The organism is Oceanibacterium hippocampi (assembly GCF_900172325.1).
GTDB classification, from domain to species: domain Bacteria; phylum Pseudomonadota; class Alphaproteobacteria; order Sneathiellales; family Sneathiellaceae; genus Oceanibacterium; species Oceanibacterium hippocampi.
In genome coordinates this window covers 467,900-489,406 of record NZ_FWFR01000002.1, presented here as the reverse complement: position 1 = coordinate 489,406, position 21,507 = coordinate 467,900, and the positions used below count along the sequence as shown (strand labels likewise).

The 21,507-nt window shown below is 68.5% G+C and carries 20 protein-coding genes; 13 read left to right on the top strand and 7 right to left on the bottom strand.

All coding sequences use genetic code 11. The annotated features are described in order from the left end of the window. Positions 1-1,788, top strand: a complete 1,788-nt coding sequence (locus OCH7691_RS13285) for an AMP-binding protein (RefSeq protein ID WP_085884010.1) — start codon at positions 1-3, stop codon at positions 1,786-1,788. 6 nt (positions 1,789-1,794) lie between these two features. Here OCH7691_RS13285 and OCH7691_RS13280 read toward each other — a convergent pair whose 3' ends face one another. After that, on the bottom strand, positions 1,795-2,568 hold the full coding sequence (locus OCH7691_RS13280) for a DeoR/GlpR family DNA-binding transcription regulator (protein ID WP_085884009.1): 774 nt from the start codon (positions 2,566-2,568) through the stop codon (positions 1,795-1,797). 114 nt (positions 2,569-2,682) lie between these two features. After that, positions 2,683-3,387 (bottom strand): SDR family oxidoreductase, encoded by a 705-nt coding sequence (locus OCH7691_RS13275; RefSeq protein WP_085884008.1) that lies wholly within the window; start codon positions 3,385-3,387, stop codon positions 2,683-2,685. A 158-nt stretch (positions 3,388-3,545) separates the two neighbouring features. Between OCH7691_RS13275 and acdA the strand changes: the two genes are divergently transcribed. The 4 genes from acdA to OCH7691_RS13255 are packed head-to-tail and all read left to right on the top strand — an operon-like array spanning position 3,546 to position 8,088. Then, positions 3,546-4,769, top strand: coding sequence for a 3-sulfinopropanoyl-CoA desulfinase (acdA, locus tag OCH7691_RS13270; RefSeq protein ID WP_085884007.1), 1,224 nt, complete (start codon positions 3,546-3,548; stop codon positions 4,767-4,769). Further along, the gene (locus tag OCH7691_RS13265; RefSeq protein WP_085884469.1) at positions 4,762-6,369 is read left to right on the top strand and encodes a thiamine pyrophosphate-binding protein; all 1,608 of its coding nucleotides are present in this window, start codon (positions 4,762-4,764) and stop codon (positions 6,367-6,369) included. Before acdA ends, OCH7691_RS13265 begins: the two co-directional genes overlap by 8 nt. Then, positions 6,353-6,787, top strand: coding sequence for a DUF2177 family protein (locus tag OCH7691_RS13260; protein ID WP_217807974.1), 435 nt, complete (start codon positions 6,353-6,355; stop codon positions 6,785-6,787). The genes OCH7691_RS13265 and OCH7691_RS13260 overlap by 17 nt, the downstream gene beginning before the upstream one ends. After that, positions 6,784-8,088: an MFS transporter gene (locus tag OCH7691_RS13255; protein ID WP_085884006.1), complete on the top strand. Its 1,305-nt coding sequence runs from the start codon at positions 6,784-6,786 to the stop codon at positions 8,086-8,088. The genes OCH7691_RS13260 and OCH7691_RS13255 overlap by 4 nt, the downstream gene beginning before the upstream one ends. Positions 8,089-8,096: 8 nt before the next feature. Here the strand turns inward: OCH7691_RS13255 and OCH7691_RS13250 are convergent, their stop codons facing one another. Then, positions 8,097-8,726, bottom strand: a complete 630-nt coding sequence (locus OCH7691_RS13250; protein WP_085884005.1) for a pyridoxamine 5'-phosphate oxidase family protein — start codon at positions 8,724-8,726, stop codon at positions 8,097-8,099. Positions 8,727-8,834: 108 nt separating this feature from the next. Here OCH7691_RS13250 and OCH7691_RS13245 point away from each other — a divergent pair, with 108 nt between their 5' ends. Then, positions 8,835-9,752, top strand: a complete 918-nt coding sequence (locus tag OCH7691_RS13245; RefSeq protein ID WP_085884004.1) for a LysR family transcriptional regulator — start codon at positions 8,835-8,837, stop codon at positions 9,750-9,752. Positions 9,753-9,756: 4 nt separating this feature from the next. Here OCH7691_RS13245 and OCH7691_RS13240 read toward each other — a convergent pair whose 3' ends face one another. Beyond that, a complete protein-coding gene (locus OCH7691_RS13240) occupies positions 9,757-11,538 on the bottom strand; it encodes an acyl-CoA dehydrogenase family protein (protein ID WP_370853114.1) in 1,782 nt (593 codons plus the stop codon). 112 nt (positions 11,539-11,650) lie between these two features. On the opposite strand from OCH7691_RS13240, the gene gcvA reads away from it, so the two are divergent. From gcvA to OCH7691_RS13225, 3 genes are all read left to right on the top strand, one after another. Further along, positions 11,651-12,529 carry a transcriptional regulator GcvA gene (gcvA, locus tag OCH7691_RS13235; RefSeq protein ID WP_085884003.1) on the top strand — a complete coding sequence of 293 codons (879 nt, stop codon included), beginning with the start codon at positions 11,651-11,653 and terminating at the stop codon, positions 12,527-12,529. A gap of 79 nt (positions 12,530-12,608) precedes the next feature. Continuing rightward, entirely contained in the window at positions 12,609-13,829 is a 1,221-nt protein-coding gene (gene lhgD, locus OCH7691_RS13230) for an L-2-hydroxyglutarate dehydrogenase (protein WP_085884002.1), read from the top strand. A 375-nt stretch (positions 13,830-14,204) separates the two neighbouring features. Then, a complete protein-coding gene (locus OCH7691_RS13225; protein WP_085884001.1) occupies positions 14,205-15,392 on the top strand; it encodes a pyridoxal-phosphate-dependent aminotransferase family protein in 1,188 nt (395 codons plus the stop codon). A 16-nt stretch (positions 15,393-15,408) separates the two neighbouring features. Here the strand turns inward: OCH7691_RS13225 and OCH7691_RS13220 are convergent, their stop codons facing one another. Both OCH7691_RS13220 and OCH7691_RS13215 read right to left on the bottom strand, forming a co-directional pair. Then, positions 15,409-16,122 carry an ATP-binding cassette domain-containing protein gene (locus tag OCH7691_RS13220; RefSeq protein ID WP_085884000.1) on the bottom strand — a complete coding sequence of 238 codons (714 nt, stop codon included), beginning with the start codon at positions 16,120-16,122 and terminating at the stop codon, positions 15,409-15,411. 9 nt (positions 16,123-16,131) lie between these two features. Then, positions 16,132-16,824 carry an ABC transporter permease gene (locus OCH7691_RS13215; RefSeq protein WP_085883999.1) on the bottom strand — a complete coding sequence of 231 codons (693 nt, stop codon included), beginning with the start codon at positions 16,822-16,824 and terminating at the stop codon, positions 16,132-16,134. Between the two features lie 78 nt (positions 16,825-16,902). Between OCH7691_RS13215 and OCH7691_RS13210 the strand changes: the two genes are divergently transcribed. The 4 genes from OCH7691_RS13210 to OCH7691_RS13195 are packed head-to-tail and all read left to right on the top strand — an operon-like array spanning position 16,903 to position 19,239. Next, positions 16,903-17,709, top strand: coding sequence for a biotin/lipoate--protein ligase family protein (locus tag OCH7691_RS13210; RefSeq protein WP_085883998.1), 807 nt, complete (start codon positions 16,903-16,905; stop codon positions 17,707-17,709). Beyond that, positions 17,702-18,712, top strand: coding sequence for a DUF6352 family protein (locus OCH7691_RS13205; protein WP_085883997.1), 1,011 nt, complete (start codon positions 17,702-17,704; stop codon positions 18,710-18,712). The genes OCH7691_RS13210 and OCH7691_RS13205 overlap by 8 nt, the downstream gene beginning before the upstream one ends. Positions 18,713-18,736: 24 nt before the next feature. After that, entirely contained in the window at positions 18,737-18,943 is a 207-nt protein-coding gene (locus tag OCH7691_RS13200) for a DUF6494 family protein (RefSeq protein WP_085883996.1), read from the top strand. 11 nt (positions 18,944-18,954) lie between these two features. Further along, on the top strand, positions 18,955-19,239 hold the full coding sequence (locus OCH7691_RS13195) for a hypothetical protein (RefSeq protein ID WP_085883995.1): 285 nt from the start codon (positions 18,955-18,957) through the stop codon (positions 19,237-19,239). Positions 19,240-19,272: 33 nt separating this feature from the next. Here the strand turns inward: OCH7691_RS13195 and OCH7691_RS13190 are convergent, their stop codons facing one another. Further along, positions 19,273-21,351 carry a 4Fe-4S binding protein gene (locus tag OCH7691_RS13190; RefSeq protein ID WP_217807972.1) on the bottom strand — a complete coding sequence of 693 codons (2,079 nt, stop codon included), beginning with the start codon at positions 21,349-21,351 and terminating at the stop codon, positions 19,273-19,275. Positions 21,352-21,507 lie beyond the last annotated feature (156 nt).

Sequence of the window (21,507 nt, the reverse complement as noted above, 5' to 3'; positions counted from 1 at the left end):
ATGTCGAAACTGTCTGAACCGCGCGGCGGGCGGCTGTCCGTCAGCCTGCGCGATGCGGCGCGCGGCGGCGCGCCCGTGGCCGGCGCCTGCATCCGGCCGCTCGACGGCAAGTCCTATGTCTCCGGCGACCGCTCGGAACCGCTCCGGCGCGAGACGATCCCGGAAATGATGGCGGCGACCGTGGCCCGCTTCGGGCCGCGCGACGCGGCCGTCTTCAGCGCGACAGGCGAGCGGCTGAGCTATTACGATCTCGACCGCGAGGTCGACGACCTCGCCGCCGGCCTGCTCGCCCTCGGGCTGGAGAAGGGCGACCGCATCGGGATCTGGTCGCCAAACCGGAAGGAATGGCTGCTCACCCAGTTCGCGACCGCGCAGATCGGGCTCGTGCTGGTCAACATCAATCCGGCCTACCGCCTGTCGGAGCTCGAATACGTGCTCAACAAGGTGGGCTGCAAGGCGCTCGTTACCGCCGACCGGTTCAAGACCTCGGACTATGTCGGCATGGTGCAGACACTGGCGCCGGAACTGGCCGACTGCAAGCCGGGCAAGCTCCGCGCGGCGAAGCTGCCCGCGCTCCGCATCGTCGTCCGGATGGGTTCGGAGCCGACGCCGGGCATGCTCGCCTTCGGCGATCTGATGCGGCTCGGCGGACCGGCGCAGAAACTCAGGCTGCCCGGCATCTCGGCCGCCCTCGATCCGGACGAGCCGATCAACATCCAGTTCACCTCGGGCACCACCGGCTCGCCCAAGGGTGCGACGCTGACCCACTACAACATCGTCAACAACGCCCATTTCGTGACCCGGGCGATCGGCTTCACCGAGGTCGACCGGCTCGCCATCCCGGTGCCGCTCTATCACTGCTTCGGCATGGTGATGGGCACGCTCGGCTGCGTCAGCAAGGGCGCGGCGATGATCTTCCCGGGCGAGGGTTTCGAGCCGGGGCCGACGCTTGCCGCCATCGAGGCCGAACGTTGCACCGGGCTTTACGGCGTGCCGACCATGTTCGTCGCGATGCTGGATCACCCTGACTTCCGGAAGTTCCAGCTCGGCTCGCTCAGGACCGGCATCATGGCGGGCTCGCCCTGCCCGGTGGAGGTGATGAAGCGGGTCGTCGCCGACATGCATATGAGCGAGGTGACGATCGCCTACGGGATGACCGAGACGAGCCCGGTTTCTTTCCAGTCGGACGTCGACGATCCGCTCGAGAAACGGGTCGCGACGGTCGGCCGCATTCATCCCCATGTCGAGGTCAAGATCGTCGACGGGGAGGGGCAGGTGGTGCCGGTCGGCGAGCAGGGTGAACTCTGCACGCGCGGCTATTCGGTGATGCGCGGCTATTACAACGATGCCGAGCGGACGGCCGAGGCGATCGACGCCGGCGGCTGGATGCATACCGGCGATCTCGCGACCCTCGATGCCGAGGGCTATTGCAACATCGTCGGCCGGGTGAAGGACATGGTGATCCGGGGCGGGGAGAACATCTATCCGCGCGAGGTCGAGGAGTTCCTCTATCGCCATCCGAAGGTGCAGCAGGCCCAGGTCTTCGGCGTGCCGAGCGAGCGTTACGGCGAGGAGCTCTGCGCCTGGATCGTCCTTCAGCCGGGCCAGACGTCGAGCGAGGAGGAGATCCGCGACTTCTGCCAGGGCCAGATCGCCCACTACAAGGTCCCGCGTTACGTCCGCTTCCGGGACGAACTGCCGATGACGGTGACCGGCAAGGCGCAGAAGTTCCTGATGCGCGACGCGATGATCGAGGAACTGGGCCTCAAGGCGATCGAGACGGCCTGACCCGGCTCAGGGCGCGGCGATATGGACGCGGGTACCCCATTGCTCGAGCAGTTCGCCGAGCGCCTTGGGCGGCCTGCGGTCGGTGAACAGCGCGGCGATTTCCTTCAGCGAGCCCATCTTGACCATCGGCCGGCGCGAGAACTTGCTGTGATCGGCGAGCAGGAAGGTCTTGCGTGAGTTGCGCAGGATCGTCTGCGCCGCCCGGACCTCGTCATAGTCGAAATCGAGCAGGGTGCCGTCCTCGTCGATGCCGCTGATCCCGATGATCCCGAAATCGACGCGGAAGCGCTCGATCATCTCGCAGGACGCCTGGCCGACCACGCCGCCGTCCCGGTTCCTGAGATTGCCGCCGACCATGATGATTCGGAAATCGGTCTCCTTCGAAAGGATCGCCGCGACATTCAGGTTGTTGGTGATGATCCGCAGGTCCTGGTGGTTGACCAGCGCATGGGCGAAGGCCTCGGTCGTGGTCCCGATATTGATGAACAGCGACGAGCGGTTGGGGATCTCGGCCGCGGCCTCGCGGGCGATCAGGCCCTTCTCCGCCGGGTTCAGGACCTGGCGTTCGGAATAATCGATGTTCTCGATCGACGAGGACGCCGCCGCGCCGCCGTGATGGCGGGCGACCCGGCCGGCGTCGGCCAGCTTGTTGAGATCACGGCGGATCGTCTGGACGGTGACGCCGAACTGGCGGGCCAGATCCTCGTTGGTGGCATAGCCCTGCTGGCGAATGACCGCGAGCAATTGCTGGCGGCGCGGCCAGGTGTCTTTTTTCGGCATACCATCGTTTCGTTGCTTGGGCCGGTGCGGGCGCGGCCGAGAAATCGGATCCGGTTTACACCGCCCGTTTAGCGCCGACAAGCGCCGGCCGTTGAAGGCGCCGTCGCGGCCGGCTCAGACCGAGCGGGTCAGTCCGCCGTCGATGCGGATATTTTGCCCGGTGATGTATGACGCCTTCGGGGAGGCGAGGAAGGCGACCAGTTCGGCGACCTCACGCACCTTGCCATAGCGGCCCATCGGGATCCGTTCCCGGCGCGCATCCTTCTCGGGCAGGCTGTCGACGAAGCCCGGCAGCACGTTGTTCATGCGGATGCCGTCGGCCGCGTAGCGGTCGGTGAAGAGCTTGGTGAAGGCCGCGAGGCCCGCCCGGAACACGCCGGAAGTCGGGAAATCGGGCTCCGGCTCGAAGGTCGCATAGGTCGAGATGTTGACGAAGGCGCCGCCGCCCTGCTTCTTCATCACCGGTGTCGCCAGGCGGGCGATACGGACGACATTGAGCAGGTAGGTGTCCATGCCGAGCTGCCAGTCCTCGTCGCTGATCTCGAGGATCGCCCCCTTCGGCCCGTGGCCGGCGCTGTTGACGACGACGTCGATCCGGCCCCAGGCGTTCATCGTCGCCTCGACGAGTGCGCCGAGGTCTTCGTTCGACTGGTTCGAGCCGACCACCGCGATGCCGCCGAGATCGGTGGCGAGCGCCTTCGCCTTGGCGGTGGAGGAGAGTATGGCGACCTTGTAGCCGTCCTCGGAAAGTTTGCGCGCGCAGTCGGCTCCCATGCCGCTGCCACCGGCGGTCACGATCGCGACTTTCTCCTTTGCCATGATGGCGCTCCCTTGCAAGAAGTCTGGACACCTATCTATTGCGCCGGCGACGGGCTGTCGAGCGGGCTTGCGGCCCGCGCCGTCGCGGTCGAGGATAGAACGACGCCGGGCCTGCCGTGGTTCGACGGTCCCGGGTTGGGCAACTGGAAGGAATTCCGATGTACGGACTGGACGAGGCACAGCAGCGGCTGCAGTCGCGTGCGCGGGCGCTGGCCCGGGGCGAGATCCTGGGCCGGGCGGCGGAAGTCGACCGCACGGAGGAGTATCCGTGGGACAACGTGGCGAGGCTCACCGAGGCGGGCTTCATGGGGATGACGATCCCGGCCGAATACGGCGGGCAGGGGCTGTCCTATCTCGATGTCGTGCTGGTGATCGAGGAGATGGCGCAGGTCTGCGGTGTGACCGGCCGGATCGTCGTCGAGGGCAACATGGGGGCAATCGGCGCGATCATGAAGTTCGGCACCGAGGCGCAGAAGCGCCGCGCCGCGGCGCTGGTGCTCGACGGCGACAAGCCGGCGATCTGCATCACCGAACCGGACGCTGGATCGGCCGCCACCGAGATGACGACGACCGCGGTGAAGCGTGGCGACCGCTATGTCCTGAACGGCCGCAAGCACTGGATCACCGGCGGCGGCGTCTCGCGCCTGCACCTGATCTTCGCGCGCGTGATCGAGGACGGGCAGGACCAGGGCATCGGCGGCTTCATCGCCGTGCGCGGCGAGGACGAGGGGCTGAAGATCGGCCGGCGCGAACCCGCGATGGGTCTGCGCGGCATTCCCGAAACCGAGATCCTGTTCGAGGACCTGGAGATCCCGGCGGCCATGGCGCTGATCCCGCCGGAGGGGCTGAAACGCGGCTTTGCCGGCCTGATGAACGCCTACAATGCCCAGCGCGTCGGCGCCGGCACGGTCGCCCTCGGGATCGCCCAGGGCGCCTACGAGATCGCCCTTGCCTATGCGAAGGAACGCCATCAGTTCGGCCGCCCGATCGCCGAGTTCCAGGGCCTGCAATGGATGCTGGCCGACATGTCGATCGGCCTCGCCGCCGCCCAGTCGCTGATCTACAAGGCGGCGGCCGGTGCCGGCACCGGCTTTCCCGACATGCGCGAGGCGGCGCAGGCGAAGATCTTCGCCGCCGAAACCGCCTTCAAGGTAGTCAACGACGCGCTGCAGGTTCACGGCGCCGCCGGCTATTCCCGGAACCGCCCGCTCGAGCGGATGGCCCGCGATGTCCGCATGTTCACCATCGGCGGGGGCACGGCCCAGATCCTGCGCACCCAGGTCGCCGGTTCGATCCTCGGCATGAAGCTGCCGCAGACCCGCGACGGGCATCTCCGTCTTGCCGCCGCGGACGGCAGTGGCCGGGACCGCGGCGTTGCCTGACGTCGCGACGCTGATCGCCCGGCGGCTCCATGCCGCCGGCTGCCGCCATGCCTTCGGCATTCCCGGCGGCGAGGTCCTGGCGATGATGCAGGCGCTCGACGATGCCGGCATCGCCTTCACCCTCTGCAAGCACGAGAATTCGGCCGCCTTCATGGCGGAGGGCAGCTTCCACGCGACCGGTGCTCCGGGCATCCTGCTTGCCACCATCGGCCCGGGCCTTGCCAACGGGGTCAACGCGGTCGCCAACGGCTGGCAGGACCAGGTGCCGCTGATCGTGCTGTCCGGCGCGGTGGATGCGGTCGAAGCCGCATCCTATACGCACCAGGTCTTCGACCATCAGGCGCTGATGCGGCCGATCACCAAGGCCAGCCTGTCGATGGTCGACGGGGCCGCCGACCTGCTGATCGACCGGGCGGTGGCGATCGCGCTCGCCGATCCGCCGGGGCCTGTCCATGTCGATGTCCCGATCGGACTCGCCGGCCACGACCAGCGCGAGCCGGGCCGGGTCGCGGTGCCGATGGAACCGCCGATGGCGCCGGCCGGCGGGGCGGCGCTGGACCAGGCCCGGGCAATGCTGGCGAACGCGGTGCGGCCCCTGATGATCGCCGGCATGGGCGCGCTGCATCACGACGCGGGGATCGAGATCCGCGCGCTCGTCGAGCGGTTCCGGATGCCGCTGCTCACGACCTACAAGGCCAAGGGCATCCTGCCCGAGGATCACGAGCTTGCGCTCGGCGGGCACGGCCTGTCGCCCCGTTCGGACCGCGAGGTGATGCCGCTGCTGGAGGCCGCCGACCTGATCCTGCTGGCCGGCTACGACCCGATCGAGATGCGCATCGGCTGGCGTGATCCCTGGGACCCGGCGAAAGCCATCGAATTCACCCATGTTCCGAACCGGCACGGCATGCACGGCGCCGCGCTCTCGTTCGTCGGCGATGTCGGACGGGGCATCGCCGCCATCGGCGCCGGCCTTGAGCCGGGCGGCGAGACCTGGCCGGAGCGGGCGCCGGCGCAGGCCCGTGCCCGGCTGCACGGCCTGTTCGCCGACAGGCCCGCCTGGGGGCCGCATGCGGCCTTCGCCGCGGCCCGGCGGGCCGTTCCCCGGGACACCGTGGTGACCGCCGACAGCGGCGCCCACCGCATCCTGCTGAGCCAGATGTGGACCTGTTACGCCGAACGGACCCTGCTGCAATCGACCGCGCTCTGCACGATGGGCTGCGCGCTTCCGCTCGCGATCGGCCACAAGCTGGCGGCACCGGACCGGCCGGTCCTGGCGGTCATGGGCGATGCCGGGCTCGAGATGGTGCTGGGCGAGCTTGCCACGCTTCGCGATCTCGAGCTGTCGCTGGTCGTCCTGGTCATGGTGGATGCGTCGCTGGCGCTGATCGAACTGAAACAGCGCGGCGCGAGCCGGCGCAATGTCGGCGTCGATTTCGGGGCGACGGATTTAGCCGCCGTGGCGGCCGCGATGGGAGGCCATGGCTGCCGGGCAACCGACGTGGCGACGCTGGAACGGGAACTGGCCGCCGGCTTTCGCCGCGACGGCTTCACGCTGGTTGCCTGCGAGATCGGAGCGCGCGCCTATGACGACGCCTTCTGAGGCCCTGGCGATGCAGCCGTTCGTTGCCTACGGCGCGGCGCTGGCCGCGTTCCTCGTCCTTGACCTGTTGTGGCTCGGCATCGTCGCCCGGCGCTTCTATGTCACCGGGCTCGGCGATATGCTGCGGCCGCGGCCGCGTCTTGGCGTCGCCTTCCTGTTCTATCTCGTCCATGTCGTCGGCATCGTCGTCTTTGCCGTATTGCCAGCGCTTGAGACGGGTAGCGCCGTGGCGGTGCTCGGCCGGGGCTTGCTGCTCGGGCTGGTCGCGTACGGCGCCTACAACCTGACCAATCTCGCGACCCTGAAAGGCTGGCCCTGGCGGCTCTCCGCCGTCGACCTGGCCTGGGGGAGCTGTCTCACCGGGGCCTCGGCGCTGGCCGGCTTCCATGCCGCAGCCGCCATCGGCGGGCCGGCATGAGCGGACGTCTGGCCGAGGCCGCCTACGACCGCCTGACCGGCGACCAGAACGAGACCGCGCTCAACGAACTGTCGCCCGGGATCCGCGAGGCGCAGCCGCGGAACTTCCTGATCCACGTGGCCGCGCTGGCCGCGACCAAGGCCGGTGATGGCCTTGCCGATCCGAAGCTCGTGCTGCCCTGGCTCCTGAACGCGCTCGGCGCACCGGCCTACCTGATCGGCTTCCTGGTCCCGGTTCGCGAGGCCGGCGCGCTGTTGCCGCAACTCGCCGTCAGCGCCTTCATGCACCGCCTGCGGGTGCGAAAATGGCTGTGGAGTGGCGGCAGCATCGTCCAGGGGTTGATGGTCGCCGGGATGGCTGTCGCGGTACTGACGCTGGACGGCGTGGTCGCCGGCTGGACCGTGGTCCTGCTGCTGGCGCTCTTCTCGCTGGCCCGCAGCGTCTGCTCGGTCGCCTACAAGGACGTGCTCGGCCGCACCGTCGCGCGGGCGACGCGCGGCACGGCGACGGGCACGGCCAACACGGTCGCCGCGGCGCTGGTGCTGGTCTACGGCACGCTGCTCAGTTTCGGCCTGCTCGACCGGACGCTCGCGGTGGTCGGTGGCGCGCTTTTCGTCGCGGCCGGATTCTGGCTGCTGGCGGGGATCCTGTTCGCCGGCCTCCGGGAGGAGGCGACCGAGCCCGAGGGTGACGAGCGGCCCAGCCCGTTCCGCCAGATCGCGCTGCTTCGCGAGGCTCCGGAACTGCGCGATTTCATCATTGCGCGCGGGCTCCTGATGGCGACGGCGCTCGCGCCGCCCTACCTGCTGTCGCTGTCAGGCGGTGGCGAGGCCCGGGAATTCGGCCGTCTCGGACTGTTCGTCGTCGCGGCCGGTCTCGCGGCGGTCGTCAGCACCTATGCCTGGGGCCGATTCTCCGATACTTCGAGCCGCAAGGTGCTCGCCACCGCCGGGTTCGTCGCCGCGTCGGCGCTTGCCGGGGTCGCGCTCTTCGACGGGTTCACCGCCAGTAGCGGGCTCGCCGGATCGGTCTACCCGATCTTCCTGTTCATCCTGATGATCGCCCATCACGGGGTCCGGATCGGCCGCTCGACGCATGTGGTCGACATGGCGCCGGACGCGAAGCGCGCCGCCTACACGGCGTTGTCCAATACCGCGATCGGACTGCTGCTCGCCATCGGCGGCGGGTTCGGGGTGATCGCGGAACTGGCCGGCGCGCGGACCGTGATCTGGCTTTTCGCGGCGATGGCCACGGCGGGCGGGCTCTACGCGCTCCGGCTCGACGAAGTGCAGCGCCGCTGACGGGGCTTTCAGGCCGTTGCCGCCAGCCGTTCCTTGAGCGCCGCGTTCTCCGCGCGAAGGGTGTTCAGCTCGTCCCGGATCGGCGACAGGTGGAATTCCAGTTCGTCGAGGGTCAGCCGCGACGGGATATGCTTCTGGCAGTTCCAGTCGAAGGCGGCGACGGTTATCACCACCGCGCGTTCGGGCCGGGCCTCGTAGGCGGGATCGTGCAGGCTGGCCACCAGGTCCGGGTTGTCGGCCAGGTCGATGAGTCGCGCCCGGCCCCAGATCTTCAGCCGTCGGCGGTTCGGGTAATCCATCAGGAAAAGCGCCACCCGGTCATCGGCCTTCAGGTTGCCGACGCTCAGATACTGCCGGTTGCCACGGAAATCGGCGTAAGCGAGGGTCTTCTCGTCGACCACCTTGAGAAACCCGACCGGTCCGCCGCGAAACTGCACGTAGGGCCAGCCGGTCTCGGACACCGTCGCCTGGTAGAAGCCGTCCCTGGCGGCAACGAAACGGGCCTCGGCAAGGCCGAGCCGGTCGGCCGGTTCCGCGCCCGGGGCCATGATTGCCCGATAGGCGCGGGCCGAGCCCTGGCGCTCCTGCTCCGCGAGCACGGTCGGCGTGAAGGCGATCTCGGTAAAGGCGCGGGTCATTGCAGGTCTCCCCGTTCGAGGATGGTCGACGTTACCGGGAAGATAGTCTCTTTCATGCATCGCCGGAATAATGGAAGATCGAAAGAAATTATTCCATCTGGAGGAATAATGGATCGATTCCGGGAACTTTCGACCTTTCTCGCCGTGGCGGAGGAGGGCGCGTTCAGCGCCGCCGCCCGACGGCTCGGCATGTCGCCGCCTGCGGTGACGCGGACGATATCGGCGCTGGAGGCGCGCCTGGCGACGGCGCTTTTCGTGCGGACCACGCGCCGGGTGGCACTGACCGCCGCCGGCGAGCGCTTCCGGGTCGACGCGGCGACCATCCTGCGCGACCTGAACGAGGCGGAGGCGTCGGCCGCCGGTTTGCACGAGGCGCCGCATGGCCGGCTCCGGGTGACCGCCCCGGTGCTGTTCGGCGAGCGCTTCGTCGCGCCGGCCCTCTGCGACTTCCTTGACCGTCACCCGGCGATGACCGCCGAGGCGGTCTTTCTCGACCGCATTGCCGACCTGATCGAGGAGGGTTTCGACGTCGCGCTCCGCATCGGCGACCTGCCGGATTCATCGCTTGTCGCGCGCCGGGTCGGGACGCTCCGCCGTATTGTCGTGGCGGCGCCCGCCTATCTCGACCGCCATGGCGCGCCGCAGGCGCCGAAGGATCTCGCCCGGCACAGGATCGTCCTCGCCACCGGCAGCGGCGCGGCAGGGAACTGGGATTTCGTGCGCGGCGGCGTCCGCCGTGTCGCCCGTCCGGCGCCGACGCTCCGGGTCAACACGGTAAGTGCCGCGATCGACGCCGCGATTGCCGGCTTCGGGATCGCCCGGGCCTTCTCCTACCAGGTCGATGCGGCGATTGCCCGGGGCGCGCTCGTCGAGTTGCTGGCCGGCTACGAGAGCCGCGAGGTCCCGGTCCACCTCGTTCATCAGGAGGGCAGTCGCGCGGCTGCCAAGATCCGCGCCTTCGTCGATTTCGCCGCGCCCCTGATCCGCCGCGCGGCAGGTTCGTTGCCCCGGCCGGAAGGCGCCTGAAAGGCTATCCGACGAGGCCCTGGGCGGTCGCGAGGTCGACCGGCCGCTCGTCGAGGAGCGCATCGATCAGCGCCGTGTCGCTCGCCGAGCCGGACAGCGGATCGGCCGGGCGCAACCGGTGATCGACCACCATGCGGGCGAGCAGGAGGCGCCGCGCATCGCCGCCACGCAGGCCCGACGCAGCCCCTTCGCCGGCCAGCAGGACCGCGCTGGTGACATTGTAGAGGGCGTCCGCCGCCTGCCGCGAGCGGCCTTCGTCGCCCGCTGCCGCGACTTCCCCGGCGAAGGCGACGGCGCGCTTGACGAGGCCGCCGAGTTCGCCCTGGAACTGGCCGGGAATGGCGTCGCCGGCGGCCATGTCGCCGAGGGCTGTTGCCAGATCCTCGTGCGCGCCGACCTTGCCGACTGCCCGCATCACCACGTCCAGCGCGTTGATGTTGGACGTTCCCTCCCAGATCACCCCGACATGGGCATCGCGAAGGAGCCGGGCATTCACCCAGTCCTCGATGAAGCCGTTGCCGCCGCGGACTTCCATCGCCCCGGTGGCGACGCGGATATTGTCGCGCGCGGTGCGGAATTTCAGCAGCCCGGTGAGGATGCGGAGCAACTGTTTCGCCTTGCGGTCGCCCCGGTTGGCCTGGTCGAGCGTGACGGCGGTGAACAGCGAGAAGGAGAGCGCCTGTTCGGTCGGCACCATCAGTTTCATCAGCGACCGCCGCATCAGCGGCTTGTCGATCAGCCGGCCGCCGAAGGCGACGCGGTTCCGAGCCACGGCGAGCGACTCGTTGAGGCAGCGGCGCATCATGCCGGCCGCGCGGACGCCATGCGAGAGCCGCGACATGTTGACCTGGTCAAGCATCAGCTTCAGGCCGTTGTTCGGATGCGGCCCGGCGCTGCTGATCGGATGGGCGACGGCGCCCTCGAAGATGATTTCGCCGGACGCCATCGAGCGGGTCCCGAGCTTGTCTTTTAGGCGGACGATCCGGTAGCGGTTGCGGCTGCCGTCGTCGAGGGTCTTGGGCAGCAGGAAGAGCGACAGGCCGCCGCTGCCGCCAGGCGCGCCTTCCGGCCGGGCCAGCAGCAGGCCGACATCGGCATCGGCGCAGGAACAGAACCACTTGTCGCCATAGAGCCGCCAGACGCCGTCCTCAAGGCGGGCCGTCAGTTCGCTGTTGCCGACATCGGAGCCGCCGGCCTTCTCGGTCATGAACTGGGCGCCGGTCATGAGCTCTGTCATGTCCTGGCTCTGCATGCGCGGCAGGTATTTCGCCTTCAGTGCATCGTCGGCATAGCGGTCGATTAACAGCGCGCTGGTCTCGCTCACCGACAGCGGGCAGAGCAGGCCGAATTCCGCCTGCGCGAAAAGATACTGGAAGATGTATTTCCCGACCGGCGGGACCTTCGTCGGCCAGCCATGGACGCCGGCCCGGTTCGACATGCAGTGAATGCCGAAATCGCCGAAGCCGATCTTCTCCATCTCGCGATAGGCGGGGTGAAACTCGATCCAGTCGCGATTGCGGCCCATGGCGTCGCGGTGATGGAGGACCGGCACATGGCGGTCGCAGGTCCGCGCCAGTTCGTCGAGACGGGTACCGGCAATTTCGCCCAGACGATGGTAGAGCGGCGTCATGTGGCGGCGCAGATCGTCAGGCAGGTAATGGCCGAGCAAGGATTGCAGGCTGCCGTCGATCTCGAAGAAGTTCTCGCCGTGGCAATCGGGCGCCAGCCAGTCCGAACCGGTCGGTTTGGGCGCGGCCGCGATCTTTTCCTGAACGGTCATTTCCATTGCTCCCCGCGTGACAACCTGTTGCCGCCGATTCTCGCCCGCATGGCGGCCGCTCGCAAACGATGAATTGTCGGGTTATGGTTGAACGAATCGCAACCAGGGGAGGGCGCTCATGCGACGGCTTCCAGCCAGTGCGGCGCTCCAGGCTTTCACGGTCGCCGGGCGCAGCTTGAGTTTTTCGAAGGCGGCGGCCGAACTGAACCTGACCGCCGGGGCGATCAGCCGGCAGATCCGGGCGCTGGAGGAGCAGCTTGGCACCGCGCTGTTCCGCCGCCATCACAAGCGGGTCGAACTGACCGAGGCGGGACGGCGCTTCCTCGACGATATCGCCCCGTCGCTCGAGCATATCGCCGCCGCCGCCGACCGCCTGCGGCAGGGCGGGGTGGCATCGGCGCTCTCGATCGGCGCCTACCCGACCTTCGCGATCCGCTGGTTCATCCCGCGCTGGGGGCGTTTCTACGACCGTCATCCGGAGATCGACGTGCGGCTCACCACCTCGATGGGGCCGTTCGATTTCCGCAATGCCGACTATGACGCGGCGATGGTGGTCCGCCCCGAGGTGCCGCTCAAGGGCTTCGTCAGCCACCGGGTGCTGCCGGTTGAACTGTTCCCGGTCTGTCGGCCGGAACTGGCGCGGTCGATCCGCGTGCCGGCCGACCTGGCCCGCCATACCCTGCTGCACGATGCCCCGCGCCCCGACGACTGGCCGCGCTGGCTGGCCGCCGCCGGCGTCGGCGGGATCGACGGGCAGAGGGGATTGCGCTTCGAAAGCCTCAACCTGGCGCTCCAGGCGGCGATCGAGGGTCTCGGCATCGCCATCGGCATCGGGGGACTGGTTCGGCCCGAGCTCGAAAGCGGACGGTTGGTGCGGCTCTTCGATGTCATCCGCCATTCCGACCGGCCTTTCCAGTTCGTCTATCCGGAGGCGCGGGCAAACGATCTCCGGCTGGTGGCATTTCGCGACTGGCTGCTGGAGGAGGCGGCCTCGTGAGGCTTGCATTCGGGTCGATCCCGATTATTGAAGGACGCTCCGGACACAGGGCCGGATTGGCGGACGGGCGAATTGTTCTATGGCATCGGATCTGATCGTTATCGGCGGCGGCATCGTCGGCCTGTCGACCGCATGGCAGCTTCTGAAGGCCCATCCCGGCCTCGCCGTCACCGTGCTGGAGAAGGAAACCGAGGTCGCCCGTCACCAGAGCGGCCACAACAGCGGCGTCATCCATGCCGGGGTCTATTACCAGCCGGGCAGCCTGAAGGCGCGCTTCTGCAAGGAAGGGGTGGAGGCGACCATCGCCTTTTCTCGCGAGCACGGCATCGCCTTCGAGCAATGCGGCAAGCTGCTTGTCGCCACCGGCGAGGACGAGCGCGAGCGCATGATCGCGCTGCATGCACGCTGCCTGGAGAACGGCCTCGACGCGACCCTGCTCGACCGGGCGGCGCTCCGGGCGCTGGAACCCAACATCGAGGGGGTCGGCGCCATTCGCGTGCCGACCACGGGAATCGCCGACTATCCGGCGATCGCGCGCAGGATGGCGGAAGAAATCGCGCGCCTGGGCGGCGAGGTGCGGACCGGTGTCGAGGTCGTCGGGATTTCCGAGAGCGCCAACGATGTCCGCGTCGAGCTGGCCGCCGCGAACGGCGTCGGGGAACATCTGACGGCGCGCCACCTGGTTGCCTGCGGCGGGCTGATGGCCGACCGGCTGGCGCGGTTCTGCGGGATCGCCGCGGATTTCAGCATCGTCCCGTTCCGCGGCGAATATTTCCGCCTGCCGTCCCACCTCGACGGCATCGTCTCGCACCTGATCTATCCGATACCTGATCCGGCGCTGCCTTTCCTCGGCGTCCACCTGACGCGGATGATCGGGGGCTATGTCACGGTCGGGCCGAACGCGGTGCTCGCCTTCGCGCGGGAGGGCTACCGCTTCGGCGACGTCTCCGCCCGTGACCTGGCCGCGATGGCGCGCTTCGGCGGCTTCTGGCGGCTGATCGGGCGCAACCTCGGGCCGGCCTGCAACGAGATGTGGAGCTCGCTGTCGCGCCGACGCTACCTGGCGCTCTGCCGGCGCTATTGCCCGTCGCTCGAACTGGACGACCTGCAGCCCTATCCGGCCGGCGTCCGGGCCCAGGCGGTCGCCGCCGACGGCACGATGATCCACGATTTCCTGATCCGCGAGACCGCGCGGTCGCTGCATGTCTGCAACGCGCCCTCGCCGGCGGCGACCTCGGCGATCCCGATCGGCCGACACCTGGTCGCGCGGGCCGGCGATCTGTTCGGGCTGGGCGCCTGAGCGCCGGTCTTTGCGGGGCGCGCAAAAGGCTTCGCCGCGGCACCTGCCGCGTTGCCCGGCAGGCGGCTTGGCGCTAGTTGTTGACGCGGATCGGGCGGAGACCCGGCCGGGCCTTCGGGAGGGGGCGGGAATGAACAGGATCACCGACTGCTTGGCCACTCCCGGCCTTGTCGAGGACGCGGGTATCCCGCACCCGTTCGGCAGCCCCGGAAATCGCCCCGGTCTCACCCGTGTGACGCGGCCCCTGCTCGACATCGCGGACGACCGGCCGGCAACACGGAAGGCTCGTCAGGGGACGGATGAAGGGGAAGAAGGGGAAACGGGTCGGGCGCCCTGTCGGACCCGGACAACGGGGATCATCGAAGAGGCTAGGTCATGAGCGTGCGAGCCGGCCGGGAGTTTCTGGCCATTCCGGGACCGACCACGGTGCCCGACGAGGTGCTGCGGGCGATGCATCGCCCGGCGATCGACATCTATTCCGGGCCGCTGATCGAGATCACCGACCGCTGCCACGCGGATCTCCGGCGAATCTTCGGCACGTCGGGCCGGAGCTATATCTACATCGCCAACGGCCATGGCGCGTGGGAGGCGGCGCTGACCAACACGCTGTCGCGGGGCGACAAGGTGCTGGTCCTTGAAAGTGGCCGTTTCGCCATCGGCTGGGGCGAGACGGCGAGCCGGCTCGGCCTCGCGGTCGAAGTGCTGCCCGGCGACTGGCGCCGGGCGGTCGATCCGGACGCGGTCGAGGCGCGGCTTCGGGCCGATGCGGCGCACGAGATCAAGGCCGTTCTGGTTGTCCAGGTCGATACCGCCTCGGGGGTCCTGAACGATATCCCGGCGATCGGACGGGCGATCGCGGCGGCCGGCCACCCGGCGCTCTATCTTGTCGATACCATCGCCTCGCTCGGCACCATGCCGTTCGACATGGACGGCTGGGGCGTCGATGTCGCCGTCGCCGGCTCCCAGAAGGGGCTGATGTCGCCGCCCGGCCTGGGATTCGTCGGCACCAGCAAGCGGGCGCGCAAGGTTCACGAGACCGCGGACCTGCGGACCCATTACTGGGACTGGACGGCGCGCGAGGGCGAGCGTCATTACGAGAAATATTGCGGCACACCGCCGGAACATCTGCTGTTCGCGCTCCGCCAGGCGCTCGACATGCTGTTCGCCGAGGGTCTCGAGGTGGCGTTCGAGCGGCACCGCCTGCTCGCCGGCGCGACCCACGCGGCCGTCGAGCGCTGGGCCGAGGGCGGCGACTTCGAGTTCAATATCCTGGTTCCGGCCGAGCGTTCGCCGTCGGTGACCCCGGTCATCATGAAGGACTCGCGCGGGCCGCGCCTGCTGCTCGACTATCTTCGCGAGAAGTTCGGCGTCGTCCTCGGCATCGGGCTCGGCGCGCTCGGCGACCGGGCCTTCCGGATCGCCCATATGGGCCATGTCAACGGGCCGATGATGCTCGGTACGCTGGCCTCGGTCGAGGCGGCCCTCGTCGCCCTCGGGATTCCGCACGGCAAGGGCGGAACCGAGGCGGCAATCCGCCATCTCGGCGAACGGGTCGCGCCCTAGCGCAGGGCGGCAGGCCCTACCAGGCGAGCCGGCCCTCGAGGAAGGCCTGCGCCGGATCGCTCGCAGGGCCGGCGAAGAACGCTCCGGCCGGGCCGCGTTCGGCGACCTGGCCGCGGGCGAGGAAGATCACCTCGTCGGCGAGCCGGCGGGCCTGGCCCATATCGTGCGTCGTCATGACGATCTTGGTGCCGCCATCGCGGATCTCCGTCACGATTGCCTCGACGGCGGCGATGGCGCCGGGATCGAGGCTCGCGGTCGGTTCGTCGAGAAACAGGATTTCCGGCTCCAGCACCCAGGTCCGGGCGAGCGCCAGGCGTTGTTGCTCGCCCCCGGAAAGCGCGCGCGCCTGCCGCTCGGCGATATCGGCGAGGCCGGTTCGCTGCAGCACGATCGCGGCGCGCCGGCGGCGCTCGGCCCTGGCGACACCGCGCAGCTTGAGGCCGTATTCGACGTTGGCCAGGACCGAGCGGCGCAGCATGACCGGTTTCTGGAAGACCATCGCCTGTCGGCGGCGGTTGTCGGCCCCGTCGGGACCGAGCCAGCGCACATGGCCGGCGCTCGGCGGCATCAGCCCGTGCAGCAGGTTGAGCAGCAGGCTCTTGCCGGCGCCGTTATGGCCGAGGATGACGGTCGTCCCGCCGTCGTCGAGTTCGAGATCGAGCGGGCCGAGCAGCGGCTTGCCGTCGGCGCGGAATGACAGCCCTTCGGCACGGCAGGGGAGTATCGCCATCCGGTCCGCCTATCGTGCCGTACGGGAAATGAGGACGGCGGCGGCGTTCACGCCGAGCGCGATCAGCAGCAGGACCAGCCCGAGCGCCATGGCCAGCGCGAGGTTGCCCTTGCTGGTCTCGAGCGCGATAGTCGTTGTCATCACCCGCGTCACGTTGGCGATATTGCCGCCGACGATCAGCACCGCGCCGACCTCGGCGCTGACCCGGCCGAAGCCGGCCATCACCGCCGAGACGAGACGCAGCCGGCCGTCCCAGAGCACCGTCGGGATGACCTGCCGGGTGCGGGCGCCGAGCGAACAGAGCTGCTGCATGTATTCCTCGTAGAGCGTCCGCATGGCCTGGTGCGCCAGGGCGGCGACGATCGGCGTTGCCAGCACGCACTGGGCGAGGATCATCGCGCCGGGCGTGTAGAGCAGGCCGAGGAAGCCGAGCGGGCCGCTTCGCGACAGCAACAGGTAGAGGAACAGGCCGACGAAGACCGGCGGCAGCGCCATCAGGGAATTGAGTATGACGATCACCGTACCACGGCCGGGGAAGCGGTAGACGGCCACCAGCGCGCCGAGCGGCAGGCCGATCAGCGAGGCCAGCCCGACCGCGGTAAGGCTGACGTAGAGCGACAGGCCGACGATCTCGACGAACTCGGGGTCGCCGCCAAAAATCAGTTCAATCGCGAGGACGAACGCATTCAGGATGTCGGTCATTGCCGCATTGCGGGCCTCCCCTCCCGGACCGGGCGACAAAAGCATGCCATCGCAAGCAGATAGGGGGAAGCGACGAAAATGGAAAAGCTGCAAGACCCCTCTGGCGGTTGCGCCCCGCTTTGCTATCCTCCGGCCATGCAAGCCGCTCTCGACCTGCCGCCCCTGTTCCATCCGGTCATCCTGACCGACCCGTCCGCGACGCTCGATGCCGCAGCGACGGCCGCCGCCGACGGCGCCGATCCGGGAACGCTGTTCTGGGCACCGGATCCGAGCCGGGCGATCTTCGCCGTCGTGCTCGGCCCCGAGAACGAGATGCGCGTTTCGCGCGGCGTGGTCCATGTCGCCGCGCTCGCGCTCGGTTCCGCGCTCGGGGCTCTGATTCCGCCAGAAGTCGCCGTCACCTATCGCTGGCCGGACCGGATCATCGTCAATGGCCTGCCTGCCGCCCGGCTTGCGCTGCTCGGGCCGGAAGCGGCCGAGAGCGCCGTTCCGGACTGGCTGGTACTCGGCGTCAGCGTCGCGATCGGCGGCGAATTGCCGCCGCCCGACGCCCAGGGCAGGTTGCGCAGCACCACGCTGGAGGCGGAAAGCTGCATCGGCCTGCGGCCGGACATGCTGATCGCGAGCTTCGCCCGTTACCTGATGTCCTGGATGCGGCGCTGGGAAGAGGACGGCTTCGAGATGATCGCGACCGAATGGCTCGGGCGGGCCGACGGCCGGGACAAGGCGGTGCCGATTCATGCCGGCGGCAAGACGTTGCGAGGCCAGGTCGTCGGACTCGAGGCGCCGGGCGATCTCGTACTCCGCAAGGACGGCAAACCGGTCGGATTGAAGCTCAGGAAGGGACTCTCGATGCAAGCACCCAGGGGATGGCCCGATGCCTGATTTCTGGCGCGTTTCCGGCCACAATCTGCTGGACCCGGACGACAACGGCCATCTGGTCGTCACCGACGATTTCCTGCGTGCCTATTTCCTGCGCCCGGAGATGGAACCGGTCGCCGAATCCAACGATGCCGAGCGGCGTCTGCACGAGGCGCTGCTGACCGAACCCAGGCGGGCCGTGTCCGAAAGCGAGATCGCCGCGCTCGCCGACCCCGACGCGATCGAGAACTACCGCCTGCTGCTCTCGTTTCGCGACGCGCTGGTCGAGGCGGGCACGGCGGAGCGTTGCTACCTCGGGTTCTTCGGCCGGCAGGTGAGCTGGCCGGCACTGTTCCTCGATCACCTGGTGCACGTGGTCCTACGCAGTGCGATGGAAGGCTGCGACGATCCCTACCAGGCGCGCGCGGGCGAGCTTTTCTTCCGCAACCAGAAGGTGACGCTGCGGGAATCCGGCGCCCTGCTTGCCGACGCGGAAGTCGTCGAGATGCACCGGCGGACCGGCGGACTGGGCTCTCTCGGGCAGCTCCTGGTCGAGGCGGGCACCGACATGAACGAGGTCGAGCTCGATATTCTGAACAAGGGCAACGGAGACGGCTACTGGGCGCGCAGCGACCGCTTCGACATGGTCTTCGACCTGACCTTCGGCCGGCCCGGCCAGGATGCGCTCTGCCGGGTCATGGAGCGCTGGATCCTGCACATGCTCGGCGTCGAGAGCCGTATTCATCCAGTACAGAAGATCAGCGACGAGCAATGGCGCTGGCATACCGGACTCGACGTCGAGGCCAGCGCGATCCTGAACTCCCTCTACGAGGGCCAGGAACTGGAAGAGGAGACGCTTGGCCGCCTGCTCGCGCTGTTCCGGCTGGAGTTCGCCGACGAGTCGCGGATCCTGCCGGACGCACAGGGGCGCCCGGTCTACCTGGCGCTTGCCATGACGACGGACGGCATGGTCCGCTTCAAGCCTCAGAACCTGCTCGTCAACCTGCCGCTGGCGCCGCTATCATGACAAACCCGAGGGAGGATTAAGATTATGAACGAAGAAGCCTTCAACATGAGCTTGCGCAAGTTTCTCAAGAAGGTCGGCGTCACCTCGCAGCGCGAGATCGAGACGGCGATCCGCGAGGCGCTCGACTCGGGCCGGCTCTCGGGCAACGAAACCGTCGCCGCGACGGTCACGCTGAAGATCGGCGCCGTCGGGCTGGAAGTCGGGATCGACGGCGATATCACGCTCGAATAGGGGGAACGGACATGGCATCAAAGCGCGGTTTTCTCGACAGTATTCTGGCGAGGGCGATTTCCTTTCTCGTCTTTCTCGGGCTCGCCGGCGTCATCTTCGTCATCGCCCAGGACCGGATCATGGGTAGCCAGGCGGAAGCGGCAGGCCCGAACGAGGCGGCCTTCGTCGCCTGCTTGCATGAGCGCCGCGCGGCGATCGACAAGGAACTCGCGGACGGCGTCTACGATGCCCGTCAGGCGGAAACGTTCCTGAGCCGCGCCGAGGCCTACTGCCGGAGCACGACGGCCAGCGAATAGGACGCGCCGGCCCTGCAGGGGCTCCGGCGGCCGTCAGGTCTGGCTGTCGTCGGTGCCCTTGCGCTCGGCGAGGAGCTTCCTGCGGGCTTCCTCGATTTCGGCCTCGCGCTCGCGAAGGTCGTCTTCGGTGGTGCGGACCTTCGGTCGCGGCGCACCGGCGAACGGATTGTCCTGTGCCTCGAACTGGACGACGACCCGGCAATTCTCGCACATCCGGATGCGTTCGACCGCGGCCGGGTCCCGGAACATCGAATGCTTGCCGGCGAGCGCGGCGACGATCCGCTCGACCGAGCTTCTGGTGCCGAATTCCTTGCCGCAGCGGACGCATTCGTAAGGCTCTTCCTCCTTCACCAGGCGTTCGTTCCGGGCCGCCGCGGTGAAATCGTAGCGGGGTTCGAGCCGCATGACCTTTTCCGGGCAGGTGGCGACGCAGAGTCCGCATTGCACGCAGGCGTTCTCGACGAATGACAGGCGCGGCCGGTCCGGATCGTCGCGCAGCGCGTTGACCGGGCAGGTCGAGACGCAGGACAGGCAGAGCGTGCAGCCGTCGACATCGATCTCGACCGAGCCGAACGGGGCACCGGCCGGCAGGGCGACGCGGTCGGCCGGGGCCGGCGCCACCTTCTGCAGGTGGCCGAGGGCGAGCGCCGCGTTGGCCCGCTTGGTGCCGAGCGGCATGAAGCTTCCGGCCTCGGCTCCCGGTCGCGGGGTCAGCGTCCAGAGGCTTTCCTCAAGCCGCTCCGGATCGTCGCAATCGAGGAAGACCACCGCGCCCGGCGCGTAGCCGAGGCCGTCCAGCAGGCGTTCGATCATCGCCGTCTGCCCGGCCAGCGAATCGCTCTCCTGCCGCCGCTTGGGCGGCACGAGAATGACGAGATGCGTAATGCCATAGGCGAACGCCGAGGCGATGAAATCGAAGCTCGGCTGGGTCACCTCGTTGACGGCGAACGGGAGAACATTGGCCGGCAGGCCGCGACCCTGGCGCGACGAGGCGGCGATCATGTCCTCGCCGAACGGCTCGTCGACCAGCAGCAGGACCGGGGATTCCCCGCCGGCCTTGCGGTAGGTCTCGAGCAGTGTTCGCAGCCGCAGCAACAACGCGTCCTGGGGCGGCAGCGCATAGGCCGCGGCGCCGGTCGGGCAGACGCTGGCGCAGTTGCCGCAGCCGCCGCAGAGATGGGGGTCGATCTCGACGGTGTCGCCGGCCGGCCGGATCGCCCCGGCCGGGCAGGCGTCCAGGCAGCGGTGGCAGCCCGTGATGCGGTTCCGGCTGTGCACGCAGAGCGAAGGCTCGAAGGCGACATAGCGCGGCTTCTCGAAGCTGCCGACCATGTCGGCGATGTCGAAGATCGCCCGCTCGACCGCGACCGGATCGGCCGGATCGACACGGTAGTAACCGTCCCGGCGCCCGCCGGCGGGAAACAGCGGCGTGCCCCCGGACAGGTCGAGAATGAGATCGCAGGTCGAGCGCGCGCCATCGCGGCCGGGATCGAAGGCAAGGCCGGCGCGGGACGAGACCCGGGGCGCCGCGTAATCGTCGACGACCAGCTCGAAGGCGCCGAAATGACCGCTTGCCTTCGCGATCCGGCCACCGAAGACCGGCACCTCGCCGACCCGCGGCGGCAGCAGGTCGGGCCGGCCGTCGAGCAGCAGGGTGACATCCAGACGTTGCGATAGCCGTTCGGCGGCGGCGAAGGCCACCTCGTCGCGGCCGTACACCAGGCAGACACCGTCGGATTCGATGGTCAGCGTCGGGGCGTCCGGGACCTCGACTGTGGCCTCGGCGAGCAGGGCGGCGATCTTCGGCAATGCCGCGTCGGCATCGGCCGACCAGCCGGCCCGTTCGCGGATGTTGGAGTGGATCAGCCGCCGTTCCGAGCCCATCTCGTCATGGATCTCGGCGAACAGCGGCGCCTCCTGGGTGCAGGCGACCACGATATCGCCGACACCGTCGACGAGTGCGGCGCGGAAATTGTCGATCTGCGCACGACAAAGCTGGGTCTGTACCTCGAGCGGGCCCTTGGCACCGCAGGCCCGGACAAGCTTGTCGCCGTCGATCGGCATGCTGTGTTCGCAGTCGCAAACAAGAATTTTCTTGCCGTTGTATTCCACCCGGTTTTCCTCCCCGCGATCCTTTTGACCGCTACGCTAACACTATCAGGAGTCTTTCTGACAAGCGGCAATCAACTTTCCACCATGTGGATGTGATCGGGCGTTTCGCCGCTTGAAGTTCCGTCGGGACCGTCCCTATGCTTGTGGATAACAGGG